General features: G+C 73.3%; 21 protein-coding genes, 3 tRNA genes and 1 pseudogene. 11 read left to right on the top strand and 14 right to left on the bottom strand.

Annotation, left to right across the window (positions count from 1 at the left end):
* Positions 1-27: 27 nt before the first annotated feature.
* Entirely contained in the window at positions 28-1,383 is a 1,356-nt protein-coding gene (locus tag KVS67_RS05855) for a lipase family protein (protein ID WP_063189672.1), read from the top strand.
* A 51-nt stretch (positions 1,384-1,434) separates the two neighbouring features.
* Positions 1,435-2,331, top strand: coding sequence for an SMP-30/gluconolactonase/LRE family protein (locus KVS67_RS05850; protein ID WP_102708215.1), 897 nt, complete (start codon positions 1,435-1,437; stop codon positions 2,329-2,331).
* A 127-nt stretch (positions 2,332-2,458) separates the two neighbouring features.
* On the opposite strand, the gene KVS67_RS05845 is transcribed toward KVS67_RS05850, so the two are convergent.
* Together KVS67_RS05845 and KVS67_RS05840 are read right to left on the bottom strand one after the other, a co-directional pair.
* On the bottom strand, positions 2,459-3,067 hold the full coding sequence (locus KVS67_RS05845) for an RNA methyltransferase (RefSeq protein ID WP_317676951.1): 609 nt from the start codon (positions 3,065-3,067) through the stop codon (positions 2,459-2,461).
* 29 nt (positions 3,068-3,096) lie between these two features.
* Complete coding sequence (locus KVS67_RS05840; protein ID WP_036316791.1) at positions 3,097-3,465, bottom strand: hypothetical protein; 369 nt, start codon at positions 3,463-3,465, stop codon at positions 3,097-3,099.
* A 63-nt stretch (positions 3,466-3,528) separates the two neighbouring features.
* Between KVS67_RS05840 and KVS67_RS05835 the strand changes: the two genes are divergently transcribed.
* On the top strand, positions 3,529-4,620 hold the full coding sequence (locus KVS67_RS05835) for a magnesium and cobalt transport protein CorA (protein ID WP_323662797.1): 1,092 nt from the start codon (positions 3,529-3,531) through the stop codon (positions 4,618-4,620).
* 26 nt (positions 4,621-4,646) lie between these two features.
* Here the strand turns inward: KVS67_RS05835 and pyrE are convergent, their stop codons facing one another.
* Positions 4,647-5,243, bottom strand: a complete 597-nt coding sequence (pyrE, locus tag KVS67_RS05830; RefSeq protein WP_041103612.1) for an orotate phosphoribosyltransferase — start codon at positions 5,241-5,243, stop codon at positions 4,647-4,649.
* Between the two features lie 58 nt (positions 5,244-5,301).
* On the opposite strand from pyrE, the gene KVS67_RS05825 reads away from it, so the two are divergent.
* From KVS67_RS05825 to KVS67_RS05800, 6 genes are all read left to right on the top strand, one after another.
* The gene (locus tag KVS67_RS05825; RefSeq protein WP_036340247.1) at positions 5,302-5,745 is read left to right on the top strand and encodes a MarR family winged helix-turn-helix transcriptional regulator; all 444 of its coding nucleotides are present in this window, start codon (positions 5,302-5,304) and stop codon (positions 5,743-5,745) included.
* A 58-nt stretch (positions 5,746-5,803) separates the two neighbouring features.
* On the top strand, positions 5,804-6,712 hold the full coding sequence (gene nadE, locus KVS67_RS05820) for an ammonia-dependent NAD(+) synthetase (RefSeq protein ID WP_141843958.1): 909 nt from the start codon (positions 5,804-5,806) through the stop codon (positions 6,710-6,712).
* Between the two features lie 44 nt (positions 6,713-6,756).
* Positions 6,757-7,584, top strand: a complete 828-nt coding sequence (locus tag KVS67_RS05815) for an exodeoxyribonuclease III (RefSeq protein ID WP_217565079.1) — start codon at positions 6,757-6,759, stop codon at positions 7,582-7,584.
* Positions 7,585-7,602: 18 nt separating this feature from the next.
* Positions 7,603-8,505 (top strand): hypothetical protein, encoded by a 903-nt coding sequence (locus tag KVS67_RS05810; protein ID WP_060973769.1) that lies wholly within the window; start codon positions 7,603-7,605, stop codon positions 8,503-8,505.
* Between the two features lie 114 nt (positions 8,506-8,619).
* Positions 8,620-10,443: an alpha-amylase family glycosyl hydrolase gene (locus KVS67_RS05805; RefSeq protein WP_158184156.1), complete on the top strand. Its 1,824-nt coding sequence runs from the start codon at positions 8,620-8,622 to the stop codon at positions 10,441-10,443.
* A 206-nt stretch (positions 10,444-10,649) separates the two neighbouring features.
* Positions 10,650-12,116 carry an amino acid permease gene (locus KVS67_RS05800; RefSeq protein ID WP_134416819.1) on the top strand — a complete coding sequence of 489 codons (1,467 nt, stop codon included), beginning with the start codon at positions 10,650-10,652 and terminating at the stop codon, positions 12,114-12,116.
* A gap of 82 nt (positions 12,117-12,198) precedes the next feature.
* Here the strand turns inward: KVS67_RS05800 and KVS67_RS05795 are convergent, their stop codons facing one another.
* Positions 12,199-14,058 carry a BCCT family transporter gene (locus KVS67_RS05795; RefSeq protein WP_217565077.1) on the bottom strand — a complete coding sequence of 620 codons (1,860 nt, stop codon included), beginning with the start codon at positions 14,056-14,058 and terminating at the stop codon, positions 12,199-12,201.
* Between the two features lie 201 nt (positions 14,059-14,259).
* Between KVS67_RS05795 and KVS67_RS05790 the strand changes: the two genes are divergently transcribed.
* Positions 14,260-14,526: a hypothetical protein gene (locus tag KVS67_RS05790; RefSeq protein WP_049147831.1), complete on the top strand. Its 267-nt coding sequence runs from the start codon at positions 14,260-14,262 to the stop codon at positions 14,524-14,526.
* 7 nt (positions 14,527-14,533) lie between these two features.
* On the opposite strand, the gene KVS67_RS05785 is transcribed toward KVS67_RS05790, so the two are convergent.
* The 4 genes from KVS67_RS05785 to KVS67_RS05770 all read right to left on the bottom strand — a co-directional run bounded on the left by KVS67_RS05785 (position 14,534) and on the right by KVS67_RS05770 (position 15,651).
* The gene (locus tag KVS67_RS05785) at positions 14,534-15,148 is read right to left on the bottom strand and encodes a cysteine hydrolase family protein (RefSeq protein WP_217565075.1); all 615 of its coding nucleotides are present in this window, start codon (positions 15,146-15,148) and stop codon (positions 14,534-14,536) included.
* Between the two features lie 92 nt (positions 15,149-15,240).
* Positions 15,241-15,316: transfer RNA gene (locus tag KVS67_RS05780), tRNA-Phe, on the bottom strand.
* A gap of 72 nt (positions 15,317-15,388) precedes the next feature.
* Positions 15,389-15,462, bottom strand: a tRNA-Asp gene (locus KVS67_RS05775).
* Positions 15,463-15,578: 116 nt separating this feature from the next.
* Positions 15,579-15,651, bottom strand: a tRNA-Glu gene (locus tag KVS67_RS05770).
* A 118-nt stretch (positions 15,652-15,769) separates the two neighbouring features.
* Here KVS67_RS05770 and KVS67_RS05765 point away from each other — a divergent pair.
* Positions 15,770-16,159 carry a metallopeptidase family protein gene (locus tag KVS67_RS05765; protein ID WP_217565073.1) on the top strand — a complete coding sequence of 130 codons (390 nt, stop codon included), beginning with the start codon at positions 15,770-15,772 and terminating at the stop codon, positions 16,157-16,159.
* Between the two features lie 7 nt (positions 16,160-16,166).
* On the opposite strand, the gene KVS67_RS05760 is transcribed toward KVS67_RS05765, so the two are convergent.
* The 6 genes and pseudogenes from KVS67_RS05760 to KVS67_RS05735 all read right to left on the bottom strand — a co-directional run.
* Positions 16,167-17,141 carry a universal stress protein gene (locus tag KVS67_RS05760; RefSeq protein WP_036383528.1) on the bottom strand — a complete coding sequence of 325 codons (975 nt, stop codon included), beginning with the start codon at positions 17,139-17,141 and terminating at the stop codon, positions 16,167-16,169.
* Positions 17,142-17,201: 60 nt separating this feature from the next.
* Positions 17,202-18,131 carry a spermidine synthase gene (locus tag KVS67_RS05755; protein WP_036383529.1) on the bottom strand — a complete coding sequence of 310 codons (930 nt, stop codon included), beginning with the start codon at positions 18,129-18,131 and terminating at the stop codon, positions 17,202-17,204.
* Positions 18,128-18,691 (bottom strand): GNAT family N-acetyltransferase, encoded by a 564-nt coding sequence (locus KVS67_RS05750; RefSeq protein ID WP_036383531.1) that lies wholly within the window; start codon positions 18,689-18,691, stop codon positions 18,128-18,130. The genes KVS67_RS05755 and KVS67_RS05750 overlap by 4 nt, the downstream gene beginning before the upstream one ends.
* Before the next feature lie 107 nt (positions 18,692-18,798).
* Positions 18,799-19,176 carry a thiamine-binding protein gene (locus KVS67_RS05745; protein WP_063189969.1) on the bottom strand — a complete coding sequence of 126 codons (378 nt, stop codon included), beginning with the start codon at positions 19,174-19,176 and terminating at the stop codon, positions 18,799-18,801.
* Between the two features lie 31 nt (positions 19,177-19,207).
* On the bottom strand, positions 19,208-20,548 hold the full coding sequence (locus KVS67_RS05740; RefSeq protein WP_036383535.1) for an Nramp family divalent metal transporter: 1,341 nt from the start codon (positions 20,546-20,548) through the stop codon (positions 19,208-19,210).
* 84 nt (positions 20,549-20,632) lie between these two features.
* A pseudogene (locus KVS67_RS05735) lies at positions 20,633-21,294 on the bottom strand (ATP-binding cassette domain-containing protein); the annotation flags it as partial.
* Positions 21,295-21,298: the final 4 nt, after the last annotated feature.

The raw sequence follows: 21,298 nt of genomic DNA, 5'->3' as shown, positions 1-21,298 counted from the left end.
TTTGCATCCGAGAGACCGGAGACCGCCATGGCCCCCGCCCACCGCCCCTCCCGCCCCCTCGCCCTGGCCGCCGCCCTGGCTGTCGTCGCCGGGTTCGGCGCGCCGCACGCGGCCCTGGCCCAGGAGTCCGCCCCAGCCCCGGACGCGCCGGAGGTGAGCTCCGCCGTCGCGGACCTCTCGCAGCCGGCCACGACGGCCGAGGACGCCCGCTGGAACGCGGCCCGGGACGCCCTGGCGGCCGCCTCGGCCGACGACCCCTTCTACCTGCCGCCCGCCACCGTGCCCGCGACCCCCGGCGCCCTGATCCGCACCGAGCCCACCGCCTTCTACCTGGACCCGGTGCGGCTGGTGCAGGTGCCGGCGCACGCCACGCGCATCATGTACGCCTCGCAGGACGCCCAGGGCCGACCCATCGCCGTGACCGGCACCGTGCTGACCCCCACCGCCCCGTGGACGGGCGGCGGTGAGCGCCCCGTGATCGGCTACGCAGTGGGGACCCAGGGGGCGGCGGACCGCTGCGCCCCCTCCCGCACCCTCTCCACCGGCGTGCAGTACGAGGGCGTCGGGATCACGTCCCTGCTGAGCCGCGGCCACGCCGTGGTCGTCACCGACTACGAGGGCCTGGGCACCCCGGGCGCTCACACCTACATGGTCCGGGAGGCCCAGGCGCACGCCGTCCTCGACGCGGTGCGCGCAGCCGCCCAGGTCTCGGGGTCGGGCGTCGCCGCGACCGCGCCGGTCGCGCTCGCGGGCTACTCGCAGGGCGGCGGGGCGTCCGCGGCCGCGGCCGAGCTCGCGTCGGAGTACGCCCCGGAGCTGGACCTCAAGGGCGCCTACGTGGGCGCCCCGCCGGCCGACCTCGTGCAGGTCGCGGACCGGATCGACGGCGGCCTGTACGCGGCCTTCCTGCTCTACGCGATGGCCGGGCAGCTCGCCGCGTACGACGTGGACCCGGCCACGCATCTCAACGAGACCGGCCTGACGGCCCTCGCCGGCGCGGCCGAGACCTGCATGGTGGGCAGCCTCGCCTACGCGCACCTCGACTCCGCCACACTGACCCACACGGGGCAGGACTTCCCTGAGCTCGTCCGCTCCGATGCCGAGCTGGCCGGGATCCTCGCCGAGCAGCGGATCGGCGCACCGGGCCGCCGTCCGGACGTGCCGGTGATGATCGCGCACTCCGTCACGGACGACGTCATCCCGTACCGCACCGGCCGCGACCTGGGCCGCCGCTGGTGCGCGGAGGGCGCGCGGGTGCGTTTCGACCCGCTCCTCACCCCGACCCACGTGGGCGGCCACGTGGCCTCGCTGCCGCGGATGGGGGCGTTCCTGGACGCGACCCTCGCCGACCGCTGGACCGCCGACTCGTGCGGGTGGTTCTGAGCCTCGGCTAGCGTCGGGGCCAGGACCGTCCCGCCCACCGAAGGAGCAGTCATGCGCGCCGAGCAGGTCACCGATCCCATCGCCTACCACGGCGAGGGCCCCGTCTGGGCCGCCTCGTGGGGCAGCGCCGCCGAGGGCGTGACCGCCGGCGGCGGCCTGCGCTGGGTGGACATGCTCGCCGGGGACGTCCTGTCCCTGCGCGCCGACGGCACGGTGGACCGCACGCACGTCGGCGACGTGGCCGCCGCGCTGCGCCCGCGTGCGGGGGGTGGCGCCGTCGTCGCGGTGGAGCGGGGCTTCGCCCTGATCTCGCCCGAGGGCGAGCTGACGACGCTGCCTGAGCTGTGGGGCGCGGACGCCGGGATCCGGATGAACGAGGGCGGCTGCGACCCGGACGGCCGGTTCCACTGCGGCACCATGGCGTACGCCAAGACCCCCGGCGCCGCGAACCTCTACCGGCTCGCCCCCGGACCCGACGGCGGCGCCGGCGAGGTGGACGTCGTGCTGACCGGCGCGACGACGTCCAACGGCCTGGAGTGGAGCCCGGACGGCACGCTGGCCTACTACAACGACACCCCCACGCGGCAGGTGGCCGTGTTCGACTACTCCCGCGAGGAGGGCCTGACGAATCGGCGCGTGCTCGTGGACGTGCTCGACGGGGAGGGCAAGCCGGACGGACTCACCGTGGACGCCGAGGGCGGGATCTGGGTGGCCGTGATCAGCCACGGGCAGATCCACCGGTACACGCCCGAGGGGACGCTCGACGAGGTGGTCGAGGTGCCCGTGCAGAAGACCACGGCGTGCACCTTCGGCGGCGACGACCTCGGCACCCTCTACATCACCACCTCCTGGGAGAACCTGGAGCGCGGCGAGGACCCGCTGGCCGGGGCCCTGTTCGCCGTCCGCCCGGGGGTGACGGGCCTGCCGGCCCGCCCCTTCGCGGGCTGACGCCGTCACGCCGCACGTCATCGGCGGCGCGGTCCTGCGCGGTCCTGCGCCATCCTGCGCCGCGAGCCAGACGAATCTGCGGTCCAGAGGCTCCTTTCAGCGCGGAATCGTCTGGCTCGCGCCGGACTCAGGGGACGGCCGCGTGCTGCCGGATCCACGCGTGCATCGCGATGCCGGCGGCCACGCCCGCGTTGATCGAACGGGTGGAGCCGTACTGCGCGATGGACAACACCGCGCTCGACGCCGCCCGCACCTCCGCCGAGAGCCCCGGCCCCTCCTGCCCGAAGACGAGCACGCAGGCACGCGGGAAGTCGAAGGTCTCCACCGGCACCGACTCGGGGAACAGGTCCACGCCGAGCACGGGCAGCCCCTCCCCCGCCGCCCACTCCGTGAACGCCGCCACCGTCTCGTGGTGGCGCACGTGCAGGTACCGGTCGGTGACCATGGCGCCGCGCCGGTTCCAGCGGCGCCGCCCGATGATGTGCACCCCGGCGGCGTTGAACGCGTTGGCGGTGCGCACGACGGTGCCGATGTTCAGGTCGTGCTGCCAGTTCTCGATGGCCACGTGGAACGGGTGGCGCCGCGCGTCGAGGTCCGCGACGATCGCCTCGAGGCTCCAGTAGCGGTAGCGGTCGAGCACGTTGCGGCGGTCGCCGTGCGCGAGCAGCTCCGGGTCGTAGCGGGGGTCCTCCGGCCACGGGCCGGTCCACGGCCCGACGCCGACCTCGCGGGGCACGGCGCCGTCCTCGGCCGGCGCGGGCTCGCTCAGCGGCCGGCCTCGGACCGGTCGACGGCGGCCCAGGCGGCCCCGGCGGACACCGCGGCCACGGAGAGCACGGCCGGCCACGCGCCGATCTTCTTGGCCAGCGGGTGGGAGGCGCCGAAGCCGCCGAGGTACAGGGCGGCCAGGCCCCCGGTGACGGCCGGCCCCCGCGTGGCCAACCACGTCCGGCCGGCGTACAGGCCGGCGGCGGCCAGCACGACGCCGCCGAGCGGCCGGATGCCGGTCTCACGGGCGGTCAGGTAGCCGCCGATCAGACCGAACGCGGTGACCGGGGCCGTGGAGACGGCGTGGGCGGGGAGCAGGGTCTTGCCGTCACGGACGACGGGCGGGGCATGACGCGGAGTCTTCATGGCGCCACCGTAGCGCGCGCATCCTGGAATACGCCGGGGGCCGCCGTCGGGGAGAATGTCCCAGTGAGCATGATCGACAACGCCGTGTACGTGGACGGGCGGCGCGTCCACGCCCCCTCCACCCTCGAGGACACCTGGGGGGAGTGCGAGCGCACCGGCGGCATGGCCTGGCTGGGCCTGTACCGCCCGGACGTGGCCGAGCTCCAAGCGGTCGCGGAGGAGCTGCGCCTGCACCCGCTCGCCGTCGAGGACGCCCTCGCCGGAGGCGAGCGCGCCAAGCTGGACCGCTACGGCGAGGACTCGTTCATGGTCCTGCACCCGGCCCGCTACATCGACCGCACCGAGACCGTGGAGTTCGGCGAGCTGAGCGTCTTCACCGGCGAGCACTACGTGGTGACGGTGCGTCACGCGGAGGAGCCGGACCTGGCCGCCGTGCGTCGGTCCCTGGAGACGGAGGGCCGCGAGCGCCTCGCGATGGGGCCGTGGCAGGTCACCCTGGAGATCCTGGACCGGGTCGTGGACGACTACTTCCCGGTGGCCGACGGCCTCGAACAGGACATCGCGGAGATCGAGGACCAGGTCTTCGCCGGCGACGGGCACGTCTCCCGGCGCATCTACGAGCTCTCCCGCGAGGTGCTGAACTTCCAGCACGCCATCCGCGCGCTGCCGCACATCGTGGAGCAGCTGCAGGAGGAGGTGCGCACCCGCCTGCACGAGGACACCCGCCGCCTCGACGCCGACGGCCTGCCCCGGCGCGACGACGCCCACGCCTGGGAGGACGAGGAGCTCAGCGAGCAGGCGCGCCTCGAGGTGGAGAACCTGCGCCGCCTGCGCGACGTCCACGACCACGCCGTCCAGATCAACGAGCGCGTGACGACCATGCGCCAGATGCTCAACAGCGCCCTCGAGCTGGACTCGACGCTGGCGTCGAAGCGGCTGGCCGAGCAGTCGATCGCCCAGAACGAGCAGGTCAAGCAGATCTCGTCCTGGGCGGCGATCATCTTCGCGCCGCAGCTGGTGGGCTCGGTCTACGGCATGAACTTCGACGGCATGCCCGAGCTGCACTGGGCGTTCGGCTACCCGTTCGCCCTGGGACTCATGCTGGCGGTGGCCCTCACGCTGTTCGTGCTGTTCAAGCGCGCGGACTGGCTCTAGGCGGGCGGCGCGGGGCCGGCCGAGGCTCAGTCGAGGCCGAGCTCGTCCTTGCCGAACGCGTACAGGTACGGCACCCCCGCCTCCTCGGCCACGCGCTCGGCGGCCCCGGTCGCGCGGTCCACGATCACGGCCACGGCCTGGACGTCGCCGCCCGCGTTGCGCACGCCCTCGACGGCGGTCAGCGCGGAGCCGCCCGTCGTCGAGGTGTCCTCCAGCACGACGACGCGGCGACCGTCCACGCCCGGGCCCTCCACCTGCCGGCCCATGCCGTACGACTTCTGCGCCTTGCGCACCACGAAGGCGTCGAGCGCGCGGCCTGCGGCGCCAGCCTGGTGCATCATCGCGGTGGCCACGGGGTCCGCACCCATGGTCAGCCCGCCCACCGCGTCGCACCCGATCCCGTTCTCCTCGAGCAGGCGCAGCATCACGCGGCCGATCAGCGGGGCGGCCTCGTGGTGCAGGGTGACCCGACGCAGGTCCACGTAGTAGTCCGCCTCCTTGCCGGAGGACAGGGTCACCCGGCCGTGCACCACAGCCAGATCCTGGATGAGCTGCTTGAGCCGCTCGCGGTCCTGCTCGGGCGTGGGGACGGTGGGGGTCTGCGCGTCGGTCATGCCGCCCATGCTAGTGCGGGCCCGACCGCCCCTGCCGCTTCCGTCCCGGACTGGCTAGGCTCAGGCCATGAGCGAGATCCAGCACGACGACGCCGTCCAGCATCCCTCCGGCCTGCCCCTGGCGCACTGGCTCACCCTCACCGAGGGCCTGATCGCGGCGCGCGTGGCCGAGAGCCTCGAGGAGCACGGCCTCACCCGCGCCCAGTGGCAGTTTCTGAACACCCTCACGGTGGCCCCGCAGTCCCGCGCCGAGCTCGAGGCCGGCTTCGAGGAGGAGCAGCGCGGCGCGGTGTCCGGTCAGATCGAGGAGCTGGTCGAGTCCCGCTGGGTGACGGTCGAGGGCGACCTCTACACCCTCACCGCCACGGGCCGCACCGCGGGCGCCCGCGTCGGTGAGGCGGTCGAGGCCCTGCGTGCCGAGGCGACGGCGGACGTCCCGCGGGACCAGATCGACGACGCCGTCCGCGTCCTGCGCCGCATCGCCCGCAACCTGGGGCACCCGGACGCGTGAGCCGTCGTCGCCGACCGACCCTGTCCCCGTGCGCGGGGCCGGTCCTACGCTGACCGGCATGCGTGAACTCCAGCAGCGGATCATCGCCCAGCAGGGCGTCCTCCCCGAGATCGACCCGGCGGCCGAAGTCGAACGGCGCGTGGCCTTCCTCGCCGACTACCTCGCGGCCACGGGCGCGTCCGGCTTCGTCCTGGGCATCTCCGGCGGCGTGGACTCCACGGTGGGTGGCCGGCTGGCCCAGCTCGCCGCCGAGCGTCGCCGCGCCCAGCTCGGCGTCACGGACGCCGTCGCCCTGGGCGGCCCCGGCACCGCCCCGCCGGGTGAGGCGGGGGTGGGCGCCGACGTCGTGCCCTCCCGCGAGAACCCCCGGTTCACCGCCGTGCGCCTGCCCTACAAGGTGCAGCACGACGAGGCGGATGCCCGGGCCGCCATGGACTTCGTGGGCGCGGATCAGGACGTCACCCTGAACATCGCGGAGGCCGTGCAGGGTCTGGCCGCCGCCTTCGCCGAGGCCGTGGGGGAGCCGATCTCGGACTACAACCAGGGCAACGTCAAGGCCCGCATCCGCATGACGGCCCAGTACGCGGTGGCCGGCGCCCACGGGCAGCTGGTGATCGGCACGGACCACGCGGCCGAGGCCATCACCGGCTTCTACACGAAGTTCGGCGACGGCGGCGCGGACGTCCTGCCGCTGGCCGGCCTGAACAAGCGGCAGGTGCGGGCGCTGGGCCGCGAACTCGGCGCCCCCGAGCCCCTGTGGAACAAGGTGCCCACCGCGGACCTGCTGGACGGCACGCCGGGCCAGACGGACGAGGCCGAACTCGGGATGACGTACGAGGACATCGACGACTACCTCGAGGGCAAGGACGTCCCCACCGAGGTCGCGGAGAAGCTCGAGGGCATCTGGCTCCGCAGCCGCCACAAGCGCACCACGCCGGTGACGATCCACGACGACTGGTGGCGCTGAGGCGCCGATCCCACGGTGTCCGCGCCCTTCGATAGCCTGGCCGGGTGAAGATCGCCACCTGGAACGTCAACTCCCTCCGTGCCCGCGCCGACCGCGTCGAGGCCTTCCTCGAGCGCCATGACATCGACGTCCTGGCCATCCAGGAGACCAAGTGCCGGGACGAGAACTTCCCCTGGGAGCTCTTCGAGCGCGCCGGCTACGAGGTGGCGCACAACGGCACCTCGCAGTGGAACGGCGTGGCCATCGCCTCCCGCGTCGGCCTGAGCGACGTGCAGCGCGGCTTCCCCGGCCAGCCGCACTTCGGCAAGGGCGGCGTGGACCCGCAGGAGGAGTCCCGCGCCATCGGGGCGACCGTGGGTGCCGAGGCGGCCGACGGCGTCGCCCCGGTGCGCCTGTGGAGCCTGTACGTGCCCAACGGGCGCGGCCTGGAGAACGAGCACATGGGCTACAAGCTCGAGTGGCTGCGCGTGCTCCAGGAGCACGCGGCCGCTCGCCTCGCCGAGGACCCGGACACCCGGCTCGCCCTGGCCGGCGACTGGAACATCGCTCCGCAGGACGAGGACGTGTGGGACATCGAGCTGTTCCAGCGCGAGGGCTACACGCACGTCTCCCCGGCCGAGCGCGCGGCGTTCCACGCGTTCGAGGACGCCGGGCTGGTGGACGTGGTGCGCCCGCGCCACCCCGGCCCCGGCGTGTACACGTACTGGGACTACACGGGCCTGGCCTTCCCCAAGAAGAAGGGCATGCGCATCGACTTCCAGCTGTGCTCCCCCGCCCTCGCACGGACGGTCACGGACGCCTGGGTCGACCGCGAGGAGCGCAAGGGCAAGGGCGCCTCGGACCACGCGCCCGTGGTCGTCGAGCTGGGCTGAACCACGGACGAGCCCGCGATGACCCACGACGACGGCGGCCCGCCCCCGGGTGTCGCGCGCGGCACCGCGCACCTGCGCGTCTTCCAGCCGCTGGCCGCGTTCCCGGACGCGGTCCAGGCGCGGCTGATCGCCGGCGGCCACCGCACCCGTGCCGAGGTCGAGGCCGAGGCGGCCGAACGGGCCCGGCGTCGCCTGGCCCGGCCCGTGGCCGACCCGTTCCCGGAACCCGGTGAGGACGACCTGGTGCGGGTCCTCCAGGACGAGCACCGCTCCGCCTTCTACTGCCCGGACGAGCGGGGCCTGCGCGCCGAGATGGCCGCGGCCATGCTCGAGGAGACGATGCTGCCGCGGCTGCACGAGGCCGCCATCCCGCCGGCGGCGCGCGCCATGAACCGCGGCCGCGCGCTCGTGGCGCTCGAGGACGAGTGGGGCCTCTCCCCCGACCCGGACGCGGCGGGCCAGGACCCGCAGGACGAGGGCGGCGCGCCGGAGCACCACCGCGTGCAGACGCGCACGGCCACGTGGGGTGTGCCGCACGGCTGGCTCACGGTGTTCGACCCCGAGGAGCCGGTGAAGCGCCTCGTGGACGGCGAGCGCACGGCGTACCGGCGCGCCCCGATCGTGGCCGCCCGGGAGCGGGCCGGGCACGCGGCGGCGGTGCTCGCGCGGCACGCCCCGGATGCGGAGCTGATCGGCGAGCTCACGGTGATGGTGGAGTGGCTCGGCGCGTTCCACCCCGACTCGTGGATCGAGCTGGACTACGGCGGCCTCACGCGGCACGTGTGGCCGGACGACTCCGTCTTCGACCTGTGGACGCTCATCGACGCCCTCGAGGAGGGCGACGAGGCGACCGCCGGCGTCGCGCAGGAACGGCTGAACCGTCGCTGGGCCGCCGTCGGGATGCTGGCCCGGCTGACCTGAGCCGGCCGCCGGCGCACCGGGGTGGGGCCGACCCGGGTGCTCGAGACGCACACCACGCCGCCGACGCCGCTCACGCGGGGCGCGCGCTCCCGCGTCGGGCCTAGGGTGGATCCCATGACCACGCAGCGCCTGAGCACCCCGCCCTCGGAAGCCCGGAACCGGCCCGTCACCCCGTGGTGGGTGGACGCCGTGATCTACCAGGTGTACCCGCGCTCCTTCGCGGACGCGGACGGGGACGGCATGGGCGACCTGCGCGGCGTCACCTCGCGCCTCGACTACCTGGCCCAGCTCGGCGTGGACGCGATCTGGCTCTCACCCTTCTACCTCTCCCCGCAGCACGACGCCGGCTACGACGTCGCGGACTACCGCGCCGTGGACCCGCGGTTCGGCACGCTCGCGGACGCGGACGAGATGATCGCCGCCGCGCACGAGGCCGGCATCCGCGTGGTCGTGGACCTCGTGCCGAACCACACCTCGTCCGAGCACGCGTGGTTCCAGGCCGCCCTGGCCGCCGGCCCCGGCTCCCCCGAGCGCGCCCGCTACCACTTCGCCGAGGGCCGCGGCGAGCACGGCGAGCTGCCCCCCAACAACTGGGAGTCCACGTTCGGCGGCGGGGCCTGGACCCGCGTGACCGAGGCGGACGGCACCCCGGGCCAGTGGTACCTGCACCTGTTCGACACCACGCAGCCGGACCTGAACTGGGAGAACGAGGAGGTGCGCGAGGAGTTCCGCTCCATCCTGCGGTTCTGGCTGGACCGCGGCGTGGACGGCTTCCGGGTGGACGTGGCCCACGGGCTCATCAAGCAGCCCGGCTACCCGGACGCCGAGCACTCCCGCATGGGCATGGTCACGGACGCGGGCGAGGACGCCGACCCCACGTTCGACCCGGACACCTTCGAGCCGCTCACCCCGTTCATGGACCAGGACCGCGTCCACGAGGTCTACCGGCACTGGCGGCGGGTCCTGGACTCCTACGACCACGAGCCGATGATGGTGGCCGAGGCGTGGGTGGCCCCGCTCTCGCGGATGTTCCGGTACGTCCGCCCCGGCGAGATGCACCAGACCTTCAACTTCACCTACCTCATGGCCGGCTGGGACGCGGAGTCGCTCACCAGCGCCATCGACCGCTCGTTCGAGCACGCCGAGCGCGTGGGCGCCCCCAACACGTGGGTGCTCTCCAACCACGACACGGTGCGCCACGCCTCCCGCTACGGCCTGGCGGACCCGAGCTCCTACCCGGCCGGCATCACCGCCGAGGACGAGCAGCCGGACGAGGAGCTGGGCCGCCGCCGGGCCCGCGCCGCGGCCCTGGTCGAGCTGGCCCTGCCCGGCTCGGCGTACATCTACCAGGGGGACGAGCTCGGCCTGCCCGAGCACACCACCCTGGCCGCCGAGCAGCGCACGGACCCCTACTTCTTCCGCACGGACGGCAAGGAGCCCGGCCGCGACGGCTGCCGCATCCCTCTGCCGTGGGCCGCGGACGAGACGTCCTACGGCTTCTCGACCCCCGCGGACGACGACGGCCCCGCGTCCGCCGCCGAGGGCGTCGCCGCGCCGTGGCTGCCCCAGCCCGCGTCCTTCCGGGCGCTGGCGGCGGACCGGCAGGTCGGCGTCGAGGGCTCCGTGTTCGAGCTGTACCGGCGTCTGCTGCAGATCCGCGGCGAGCTCGACCTGGGCACGGGCACGTTCGCGTGGTCCGAGCACCACGACCCCGCACGCGGGGTGCTGGCGTTCACGGTCACCTCGGGCGGTGGCCGGCACCTGGGCTCGGGCGAGCCGATCCCGGCGCGCACCGTGCTCGTGATGGCGAACCTGTCGACCGATCCCGTCGACCTGCCCGCGGGCCATTCCCGGGCCCTGTTCTCCCTCGAGGAGGCAGAGGCCGTGCAGGACGGGCAGCTCGCGCACGACGCCGCCGCGTGGCTGCTCATGGACTGAGCCGGGCACGCCCCGGGACCCGCCGGGGCGCCACAGATCTTCCGCGAGGAATCAGCGGTGGCCGAGGCCACATCATCCGGCACGGTCGGATGAACTCGACGTAACGTCCACGATGACTCGCATCACACCGGACAAAGTGGCATGAACGCTGTGTCACGAGTCACCATGGCGTGTCCTGATCCACCCCCTTCGAGCGGAGACTTCACGTGAGCACCTCCCCCTCCGGCTCCCGCGTCGCCGAGCCCGACGCGGCCACCACGGACCGCGGGCAGCTGCACCGCGGCCTGAGCCAGCGGCACATCATGTTCATCGCCCTGGGCACGGCGGTGGGCACCGGCCTCTTCTACGGCTCGGCCGGCGGCATCCAGGCCGCCGGGCCGGGCGTGATCCTGTCCTTCCTCGTCGCCGGCGCCGCCGTGTTCCTCGTGATGCGCGCCCTCGGCGAGATGACGCTCCGTGAGCCCGTCTCCGGCTCCTTCGCCGCCTATGCCTCCCGTTATCTCGGCCCCTTCGCCGGCTACGTGACCGGCTGGACCTTCGTCTTCGAGCTGGCCGTCGTGATCATCGCGGACACCGCCGCCATCACCACGTACATGGCGTTCTGGTTCCCGGGGGTCCCGGCCTGGGCCTGGGTCGCCGCCACGATCCTCGTGGTCGGCCTGATCAACTTCACGCACGTCGGGAACTTCGGCGAGGCCGAGTTCTGGCTGACGCTCGTGAAGGTCGGGGCCATCGTGGCGATGATCTTCGGCGGTGTGATCCTGCTCTTCACCGGCGCCTCCACCGCGGACGGCACCCAAGCCAGCCTGGCGAACCTCGTGGACCACGGCGGATTCCTGCCGCACGGCATCCTGGGCGTGCTGACCGCGCTCACCATCGTGACGTTCTCCTTCGGCGGCATCGAGACCCTCGGCGTGGCCGCGGGCGAGGCCAAGAACCCGGAGAAGGTGCTGCCCAAGGCCATCAACACGGTGCCGATCCGCATCCTGTTGTTCTACGTGCTGACGATGGCGGTCATCATGGCCCTCGTCCCCTGGAACCAGGTGGACGGCAAGGCCAGCCCGTTCGTGCAGATCTTCGAGGGCCTCGGCGTCCCCTTCGCCCCGCACCTGCTGAACTTCGTGGTGCTCACGGCCGCCGTCTCCGCGATCAACGCCTGCATCTACGCGTCCGGTCGCCTGCTCTACGCGATGGCCCATGACGGCCAGGCGCCCCGGGCCTTCACCCACACCAACCGCGGCGGCGTGCCGTGGCTGTCCGTGGCCGTGACGCTGGGCGTGATGGTGCTCGGCGCGGTGCTGATCACCGTGGACCCGAACGCCTTCAGCCTGGTGGCCGGCGTCGCCTCGTTCGCCGTGGTGCTGACCTGGGCCATGATCTTCCTGTCCCACCGCGCCATGCGCAGGCGCGTCGCGGAGCAGGGCGCGGAGCCGTCCCCCTTCCCCATGCCGCTGGGCAACGTCGGCACCTACCTGGGCCTGGCGTTTGTGGCCACCGTGGTGATCACCATGGCTACCATCCCGGATTCGCGCCGCGCGCTCATCATCGGTCTCGTGTGGGTCGCGGTCCTGACCCTCGCCTGGTTCGTCACGGGCACCCGCACGTCGGCCGCGGCCCACAGCCGCACCGGCACCCTGCCGGTGGTCCGCACCCGCCAGTCCCACGAGGACTGACCCCCACGACGACGACGGCCCCTGTCCCGCGCGGGACAGGGGCCGTTCTCGTCGGGGCCGGGAGGGCGCCCGGGGGCGGACGTCAGTGCTCGTGGCGGCGCAGCCGGGTGCGGCGAGGCCCCTCCGAGGCCGGGACGCCGGCGGCCGCATCGGCGATCCGCTGCTGGTGGTCCCGACTGAGCGAGGCCCACCACTGCGAGGCCGCCACGGGGCCGGAGTCGACCACCTCGTCGTCGTCGGACTCGAGGCCCAGGCGGTCCTTGATGGAGGCCAGCATGGCCTGGCGGCGCACCGCCTCCACCCGCGCTACGGAGTAGCCGAGCGAGCGGAACGTGGCCAGGCAGATCAGCAGCATCATCACGGAGAACGGCAGGCCGATGGTGATGGCCAGGACCTGGATCGCGGACAGGCCGCCGGCGGCCAGCAGGGCCGCGGCCATGAGCGAGGTGGCGATGGCGAAGAAGATCTTCACCGTGGCCTTCGGGTTCACGTCGCCGCCCGTGGCGAGCATGCCCATCACGAGCGAGCCCGAGTCGGCGGAGGTGATGAAGAAGATGCCCGAGAGGATGATGGCGCCGACCACGAGCATCGTGCCCGCGGGCAGCTGCTCGAGCACCTGGAAGAGCGCGGTGTTCGAGTCGATGGCGCCGTCCGCGCCCACCACGGAGGTGTACCCGGCCGGGCGGGTGGTCTCGAGGAAGATCGCGGTGCCGCCCAGGATGCCGAACCAGACCACGCCCACCATGGTGGGCACCAGCAGCACGCCCGCGATGAACTCGCGCACGGTGCGACCGCGCGAGATGCGGGCGATGAAGATGCCGACGAACGGCGTCCAGGACATCCACCAGCCCCAGTAGTACGCGCTCCAGCCGGCCTGCCACGCGTCGCCCTCGGCGCCGTAGAACGCGGAGACGTTGAGCGAGTTCGCGAAGAAGTACTGCATGTAGGAGCCGAGGGACTGCACCATCTCCTTGAACAGGAACGCGGTGGGTCCCACGATCGCGATGAACAGCAGCAGGCCGGCGGCCAGGATCAGGTTGGTGTTGGACAGCCACTTCATGCCGCGCTCCACGCCGGAGACCACGGTGTAGAGCACCACGCAGGTGACCGCGCCGATCATGGCGTACTCGAGCCAGGGGCTGTCCTCGGGCACGATGCCCAGCGCGCGCAGGCCCGCGGACATCTGGGTGACCCCGAGGCCCAGCGAGGTGGCCACGCCGAAGACGGTGCCGATGAGGGCGATGTTGTCGATCAGGTGGCCCCAGCCGCCGCGCACGCGGCGCTCGCCGATCAGCGGCTCGAAGGCCCAGCGCAGCGCGAGGGGACGGCCGCGCCGGTGGATGGCCAGCGCGACCGCCACGCCCACCACCGCGTAGATCGCCCAGGGCTGCAGGCCCCAGTGCAGGAACGTGGTGGCCAGCGCCGACTGGGCGGCCTCCGCCTGGGTGGGGTTGGCGGCCGCCACGTCGGGCCGCGGATCGGTGAAGTGCATGAGCGGCTCGGTCATGCCGAAGAACACGAGGCCGATGCCCATGCCCGCCGCGAAGAGCAGGGAGAACCAGGACAGCGTGGAGAACTCGGGCTTCTCATCGGGCTTGCCCAGCGTGATCCCGCCCTTGCGGGAGAACGCGAGGTAGCCGCAGAACAGCACGAAGAACAGAGCGACGAGCGCGTACCACCACGAGAAGTTCGTGATGATGGCCTGCTGGACCAGGCCGATGCCCACGGTCATCTGGTCGGGGGCGAGCAGCGTGGCCCCCACGAAGGAGAGCACGATGACCGCGGAGGGCCAGAACACCCACGGCAGCAGGACGCGGTCGCGGGCGGCCGCGGCGGAGGTGGCAGGGGCGACGCCGGCGTCGGGGGCGGTCGCCGAGGACGGATGGTTCCCGGGTTGCTCGGGGATCATGGGCTCGGTCGAGGGCGGTGTCGGATCGCTCATCCTCCCGACCTTACGTGGTCCCGCACGCCGGCTCCCTGCCTGAGACGCGGCCGAGTGGACGGTCTCACCCGGCGGGGTGACCGCGCCCACGGCCCCGGCGCGGGCGTCCCCTGGTGAGGCGTGGGCGGCCTCACTAGGGTGTGGGACACCACGACGACGGCGGCGCCGGACGGGCCCGCCCGCGAGAGGAAGGACCGCACCATGACCGACGTCCCCTTCGAGGACCGCGAGGACGAACGAGAGCTCGAGACGGACCTGCTCGCCGATCCCAACGCCGCCGGCGACCCCGCGCCGCAGGACGGCCGCGACGGCCAGCCCGTGCGCGGCGGCTCGGACGACCCGCAGCACTGGGCCGGGGAGGGACGTGCCCCGGACTCCCTGCGCAATGCGGAGTCCGCCGCCATGCACATCGAGGAGGACGCCCAGGACCGCACGCGTGCGGACGAGGGCGACGTCGAGATCCTGTGACCGCCCCTCAGCCCCGGTCGGGGACGAGGCCGGTGCGCAGGAGGGTGAGTGCCTCGTCCTGCCCGAGGAGCGGCTGACGCATCTCGTCGCGGAGGAAGTCGAGCATCGCCGAGGCCAGCGCCGGCTCTTCGGAGGCGATCGCGTCCGTCGCGATCGCGGCGTGGAAGTCGAGGGCGAACGCGGCCGTGGCGGTCGCGGCGATGCAGCTGTGGGTGGAGACGCCGCACAGCAGGAGCCGATCCACCCCGCGGCCCCGCAGCTCGGCCGCCAGTCCCGTGCCGTGGAAGGCGGAGTCCCGGGTCTTCACGACCTCGACGGCGTCCGGGGCGGCCGCCGCGACCCCGTCGAGCAGAGCCGCCTGCCGGGTGCCCGGGAAGGCGAAGCCCTCGCCGTCGGCCAGCATGTTCAACGTCCACGTGGAGCGGTCCCGCGCGTGCTCGGTCCGCACCAGGAAGACGGGACGGCCGGCCTCGCGGGCGGTCCGGAGCAGTTCCACGACCGCCGCCGTCAGCTCGGCCTGATGGGCGGCCAGCGCGGGATGCTCGAAGTAGCTGTGCTGGACGTCGATCACCACAAGCGCGGTCTCGCCGCCGGTCGCGCGGGCGGAGGGGGAATCGGGCATCGACCCAGTGTGCCCACCGCGTCGCCGCCTGTCAGTGGCTCGTCGCCCCGGACGACGAAGGCCCCCCGCGTCTGCGGGGGGCCTTCTCGAAGTGGTGGCTCCGACCGGCGTCGATCCGGTGACCTTACGATTTTCAGTCGTACGCTCTACCAACTGAGCTACAGAGCCCGGCGACCTTCGTCACCAGGACCATGCGTCACCGGACTCCATTTCCGAATGCCGGTGATCGGATGATCCGAGCGACCCTGACGGGACTTGAACCCGCGACCTCCGCCGTGACAGGGCGGCGCGCTAACCAACTGCGCTACAGGGCCATGTTCTGTTGTTCTCGCCGCTTTCGCAACGAGTGGAAACTCTAGCAGAGCCTCCGCGCGTCGTGCAAACCCAGTCGGCGAGTGCCGTTCCGGCCGCCGAGGGCGGCCGGCCTGCGTACCCCCAACGGGATTCGAACCCGTGTCGCCGCCGTGAAAGGGCGGTGTCCTAGGCCTCTAGACGATAGGGGCAGGTCCGGTTCGAGATTCCCGAGGTGGACCCTGGGAGTCTATGGTGGCCGCACGCCCCCCGGCAAGTTCCCGCCGGAGCCGGTCCGCCGTCGTCGTGCCCCGCCGTCAGGAGCCCTCCGTGAGCCATCGCCCCGACCGCCCCGCCGCCACGTGGATGAGCGAGCAGGAGTTCGACGACGCCGTCTCCGCGGCCCTCACCCGCATCCCGGACGAGCTGGCACGGCTGCTGACGAACGTCGTCGTGGTGGTGGAGGACGAGTACGAGCCGCAGCGCTGGGAGGACCCGGCCACCGAGCTGTTCGGCCTCTACGAGGGCGTGCCGCTGACCGAGCGCGCCGAGTTCGCGTGGCAGATGCCGGACCGGATCGTGGTGTTCCGCGGCCCGCTCACCCGCCACTGCACCTCCCGCGCCGAGCTCGAGGACGAGATCACCGTCACCGTCATGCACGAGGTGGGGCATTTCTTCGGCATCTCCGAGGAGCGCCTCCACGAGCTCGGCTGGGGCTGAGCGCCGGTCAGGACTCCGGCTGGTCCTGGACCGGGCCGAACGAGGCGCGGCGGCCGAGGCGGACGTCCTTGCGGAACGGGACGACGAGCACCGGGCCCTTCGCGTGGTCCGCGACGCCGCGGCTCGTGGAGCCGACGATCGCACCGGCGAAGCCGCCCAGACCGCGCGTGCCCACCACGGTGAGGCGGGCGGTGGCGGTCTGGTCCACCATCACGTCCACGGGGGTGCCGTCCACGAGCTCGGTGAGGACCTCGAGGCCGGGGAACTCGGAGCGGATCCACGCGGCGCCGGCGTCGAGACGCTCGCGCAGCTCCCGCTCTCGGGCCTCCTCGTCCAGGCTGACGGCCAGCCACGCGGCGTTCGCGCCCAGGGGCGGGACGGCGCACACGAGCTTCAGCGGGGCCTGGCGGAGGCGGGCCTCCTCAGCGGCCTCGAGAGCGGCGGCACGGCCCTGCTCGGAACCGTCGACGCCCACCACGACGGCGGTCCTGTCCCCCGCGCGGCTGGCCTCGACCCCGGCGGGGATGATGGCGACCGGGCAGTGCGCGTGGCCGGGCAGCGCGGCGGCCACCGAGCCGAGCAGGCGGCCCATGAAGCCGCCGCGGCCGCGCGCGCCCGAGACGAGCAGGGAGGCCTCGGCGGAGAGCTCCACGAGGACGCCGGCCGCGTCCCCGATCTCCACACGCAGCTCCGGACGCACCCCGTCGGCGTCGAGCTTGCCGGCGACCTCCTCCAGGAGGGCCTGCACGCCCTCGCGGAGACGGGAGTCGTCCAGGACGGCGCCGCCGGCGTCCGCGCCGTAACCCCAGTACGCGGGGATCGAGTAGGCGGTGACGAGGGTCAGCGGCTCGCCGCGCAGGCCGGCCTCGCGCTGGGCCCAGCGGGCGGCGGAGACGGACTGGTCGGAGCCGTCCACACCCACCAGGACGCCGAGCGGTGCGTCCTCACGGCGGGTGGCGGCGGGCTGGGTCTGGGCGGACATGGCGACCTCCTCGAGTCGGACTCGACGGGCCCCGGGCGGACCCGGCCGAGTGCCTCCAGTCTACGCCTCGGGGCCCGGGATGAGTCCCGTGATCCCGGGCGAGACGCCCGCGGGGAAGCCGCGTGGATCCTCCGCGAGCCGGGCCGGGAAGGCGTCCATGCGCAGGGCGCGGGCCAGGCGGTCGCGGGGGTCGGCGCCGGGCGGGGCGTCCGCGGCGGGGCGGGCCACGGGGGCGTCCGAGGCCGCCACGATGACGTTGCCGCGGCGCCGCCCCTTGAGCATGGGCGGATCCGCGATCACCTCGACGTGCTCGAACGCGGCGACGACGGCAGCCACGTCCGCCCGCACCGACGTCAGGTCCGGCCCGCCGCCCACGTTGAGCACGTACAGCCCGCCCGGGGCGAGGACCCGCGCGGCGGCGCGGGCCGCGTCCAGGCCGGTGAGGCCCGGCGGGGTGATGTGGCGGGCACCGGTCAGGTCCGTGGGGTCCGGGGCGAAGACGTCGCGGATGATCAGGTCGCGGCTGGCCGGGTGGGCCGTGGCCAGGACCTCGGCGGCGTCTGCCACGCGGATGCGCAGGGCCGGGGCGCGGGGCAGGCCGAAGCGCTCGCGGGCGAGGGCGGCCAGGCCGGCGTCGATCTCCACCGCGGTCTGGTGGGAGCCCGGGTACGCGTGGTCCACCCAGCGGGCGAGCGCGCAGCCCGCGCCGCCCAGGTGCAGGGCCCGCAGGGGCGTGGGCTCCGGCCAGTGCGCCCGGACGGCCGCGGCGGCCCAGCGCATGTACTCGAAGGCCATGCGCTCGGGGCGCTCGGGGTCCAGCGGCGAGGACTCGACGCCGTTGACGTAGAGGATGAACGCGCCCGGCTCGAAGGCGTCCTCGCGGATCTCGGCGGTGCCGTGGGTGATCGCGTGGACGCCCGGCTCGATCCCGGCGGGGCCGGCGGATCCGCCCGCGGCCCGGCCCCGGCGCGCCGACGACCGGCGGCTCACGCCGCACCGCCGTCGTGCGGGAGACGGCGCACCATCAGCTGCTCGTGCAGGCCGGCCCACGGGCCGTTCATCGGCTCCGGCGCCCCCACGGCCGCGAACCCGTGCTTGGCGTAGAACGCCACGGCCCGCGGATTCTCGGCGAGGACGCGCAGCAGCGCGGGGCGGCCCCCGACGACGGCGTCCAGCAGGCGCGCTCCCAGGCCGGTGCCGTACGCCTCGGCCAGGACGTAGAGCACCATGAGCTCGACATCGGGCAGGTCGGCGGGCGATGCGGCCGCGTCGTCCGCACCCGTCCGGGCCGTCTCCGCCGCCGAGCGACGCGGGCCCGCGAGCGCCACGCCGAGCAGCCGGCCGCCGTCGTCGGCGACCCAGAGGTCACGGTCCGGTCCGATCAGCGCGGTCCACGCGGGTACGTCCTCCGGGATCCGGGCCTCGATCGCGTCCAGGTACGCGGACGGCAGGAGCGCGCCGTAGGCCTCCCGCCACGACCGCGCCTTGACGCGCAGCAGCGCCTCGACGTCCCCGGGTGCGGCGGGGCGCACGGCCACGGGCTCAGGCACGGACTGCTCCTCCGGGCCGCCGGCGCGGCGGCCATGTCTCGAACGAAAGCGCCTCGACACGCCGCCGTTTCTCGAACGAAAGCGTCCGGGGGCAGCGGGGAGGGGGGTCACCCGGCGTCGCCGTCGCGCGGGGCCGGGGCGGCGCGCCGCCCCTCGTCCTCGGCGAGGGCCGACTCGAGGCGCTCGAGCTTGCCGTCCAGCTCGCCGGTGCGGCCGGGGCGGATGTCCGCCTTCAGCACGAGCGAGACGCGTGTGCCGTACGGGGACACGGCGTCCACGGCGGCGCGCACGACCTCCATCACCTCGTCCCACTCCCCCTCGATCTCGGTGAACATCGAGGAGGTGCGGTGCGGCAGGCCGGAGGCGCGCACCACGGCGACGGCGGCCGCGACCGCCCGGTGCACGGACGCGGTGTCCGCGTCGCCGGGCAGGTGGTTGGCGTCGGCGGGTTGGCCGGAGGGGGCGACGGAGAAGGCGACGATCATGGCACCAGTGTGCCCCGCTCCCGCCGCCGGCTCACCCCCCGAGCACCGGCTGCAGGGCCTTGAGCAGCTCGTTCACGCCGATCGCCACGAACACGGCCGCGGTCAGGCCCAACAGGGTGTTGCGGACCCAGCCGTTGCGGAACTGCCGCGGCACGTCCTTCGTGTTGTTGAGGAACAGCAGGGTCACGGCCAGGAACGGCATGAACAGGGCGCCGAGCGTGCCGTAGAGCAGGATCAGGAAGATCGGCCGGTCCAGGAACAGCAGTGCCATGGGCGGCAGGGTCAGCCACAGCAGGAAGAAGCGGCCGGGCTTCGAGGACAGCGACGGCGCGTCGTCCTGGTCCAGCTCCGCGGCGGGCCGGCGGAAGTTCGTCCAGAAGTCCGCGAACATCAGCGAGACGCCGTGCCACACACCCAGCAGGGAGGAGAAGGACGCGGCGAAGAATCCGATGAGGAACACCGTGGACCACGCCGAGCCGTAGCGCTCGGCCAGCACGTCGCCGACGTCGAGCAGGCCCTTGTCGCCCGAGGAGATCGCCAGCCCCGCCGAGTGCAGCAGCTCCACGCCCATGACCATGGTGGCGATCACGAAGATGCCCGTGAGGATGTACGAGGTCGCGTTGTCGAACCGCATGACCTTCAGGTACTTTGGGACGTTCCAGCCCTTCTCGCGCAGCCAGTAGCCGTAGGCCGCGAGCGTGATGGTGCCGCCGACGCCGCCGGCCAGGCCGAGCACGTAGAACATGGCCTGGGGATCGCCGGAGGGCAGGCGCGGCACGAGACCGGCGAGGATCTCGCCCAGGTTCGGGGCCGTCAGCGCCGCGGAGAGCAGCACCGTCACGAACATGACGCCGATCAGCACCGTCATGAGCCACTCGATGAGCCGGTACTTGTCCAGCCAGACCAGTCCCAGGCCGATCAGGCCCGCGGCGATCGCGAACACCTTGCTGTCCACACCGGGGAACAGCGCCGCGAGCGGCAGGGCGGTGGAGGACATCGCCGTCGCCCCGTACACGATGCCCCAGATGAGGATGTACGGGCCGAAGTACCAGGACGTCCAGGCCCCGAGGGTGCGCCAGCCCTGGAAGATCGTCTTGCCGGTGGAGAGGTAGTAGCGGCCCACGCCCTCCACGAGCACGATCTTGAAGATCACGCCCAGCACCACGGCCCACAGCAGCATGTAGCCGTAGCGGGAGCCGGCGGTCAGGGTGGCCACCAGGTCCGCCGCGCCCACGCCCGTGGCCGCGGCGACGATGCCCGGGCCGAGGGAGTTCCAGCGCGGGCGGATCGGCGTCTCGTTCAGTTCAGCGTCGGTGAACCCGACGATGTCCGGGTTGTGCACGGGGCGCCCGGGGTCGACGGCGTGGGCCATGGGATGCTCCTGCGATCGGGGATGCGAGTGATGCAGCAAGTATCACGCACGGGAGCGATGCCGCTCACATCACTCCGCGGTGCTTCACACGTGCGTCCCGTCCGCCTCCACCGCGATCCCCAGCTCGTTGCCCGGGATCGAGGCGAGCAGCCGCCGCGTGTACGGGTGTCGGGGGTTGGTGAAGACCTCCTCGGAGCTGGCCGCCTCCACCACCCGGCCGTCCTTCATGACGCACACGTAGTCGGAGATGAGCCGCACCACCGCCAGGTCGTGCGAGATGAACAGGTAGCTCAGCCCCAGCTCGTCCTGCAGGCGGCGCAGCAGCGTGAGGATCTGGTCCTGCACGAGCACGTCCAGCGCGGAGACCGGCTCGTCGCACACGATCAGCTCGGGGTTCAGCGCGAGCGCGCGGGCGATCGCCACGCGCTGGCGCTGTCCACCCGAGAGCTCGGCCGGGTACCGGCGGTGGAAGTGGGAGGGCAGGGCCACCTGGTCCATGAGCTCGAGCACACGTGCCCGCCGCTGCGTGGCGTTGCCCCGCCGGTACGTCTGCAGCGGCTCCTCGATGATCCGGCCCACCGTGAACGAGGGGTTGAGCGAGGAGAACGGGTCCTGGAACACGGCCTGCACGCGCTGCCGGAAGTCCTTGAGCCCCTCCCCCCCTTCAGCGCCAGCACGTCCTTGCCCTCGAAGCTGATCTCGCCCGAGGTCGGCTCGATCAGCTTGAGCAGCATGCGCGCCGTCGTCGGC

Origin of the sequence: Micrococcus sp. GbtcB5, from assembly GCF_019091605.1 — a bacterium.
Lineage (GTDB): Bacteria > Actinomycetota > Actinomycetes > Actinomycetales > Micrococcaceae > Micrococcus > Micrococcus luteus.
Note: the sequence above shows the minus strand (reverse complement) of the source record. Positions and strands in the feature narration are given on the sequence as shown.